Origin of the sequence: Flavobacterium sp. F52, assembly GCF_000278705.1 — a bacterium.
GTDB classification, from domain to species: Bacteria; Bacteroidota; Bacteroidia; order Flavobacteriales; family Flavobacteriaceae; genus Flavobacterium; species Flavobacterium anhuiense.
Genome location: NZ_AKZQ01000039.1, coordinates 1 through 715, shown reverse-complemented (window position 1 = coordinate 715; position 715 = coordinate 1). Strand labels below are relative to the sequence as shown.

Annotated in this window: 1 protein-coding gene; it reads left to right on the top strand. The window is 44.8% G+C overall.

Translation table 11 applies throughout. The features are described 5' to 3' along the window. Window positions 1-715, top strand: a 715-nt coding sequence (locus tag FF52_RS21280) for an Ig-like domain-containing protein (protein ID WP_008468877.1), incomplete at both ends; no start/stop codon positions are given.

The following is a 715-nucleotide window of genomic DNA, read 5'->3' as shown; positions in this document are numbered from 1 at the left end:
CTGTAAAAGATGATTGCGGAAATACTTCTGACACTTTCACTCAGGTAATTACAATTCAAGATACCACTGCTCCTACTTGGACAACAGCTCCAACAGCTTTAAATGTGACTTTGGAATGCAGTGATACTTCTGGATTGGCAAATGCTCAAGCCATGTTCCCAACGGCTTCTGACCTTTGCGATGCTGATGTTTCAAACATCACTAAAGTAAGCGGACAGTTCGTTGCTTCTCAAGCTTGCGGAAATGCCGGAACATACACCAACACTTGGACTGTAAAAGACGATTGCGGCAATACTTCTGCTACTTTCACTCAGGTGATAACCATTCAGGATACCACTGCTCCAACTTGGACAACTGCTCCAACAGCTTTAAATGTGACTTTAGAATGCAGCGATAGTGCGGGTCAAGCTACAGCTCAGGCTCAGTTCCCAACAGCTTCTGACTTATGTGATGCTGATGTTCTAAACATCACTAAAGTAAGCGGACAGTTCGTAGCTTCTCAAGGTTGCGGAAACGCTGGAACTTACACCAACACTTGGACTGTAAAAGACGACTGCGGAAATAGTTCTGCTACTTTCACTCAGGTGATAACCATTCAGGATACCACTGCTCCAACTTGGACAACTGCTCCAACAGCTTTAAATGTAACTTTAGAATGCAGCGATAGTGCGGGTCTAGCTACAGCTCAGGCTCAGTTCCCAACAGCTTCTGACTT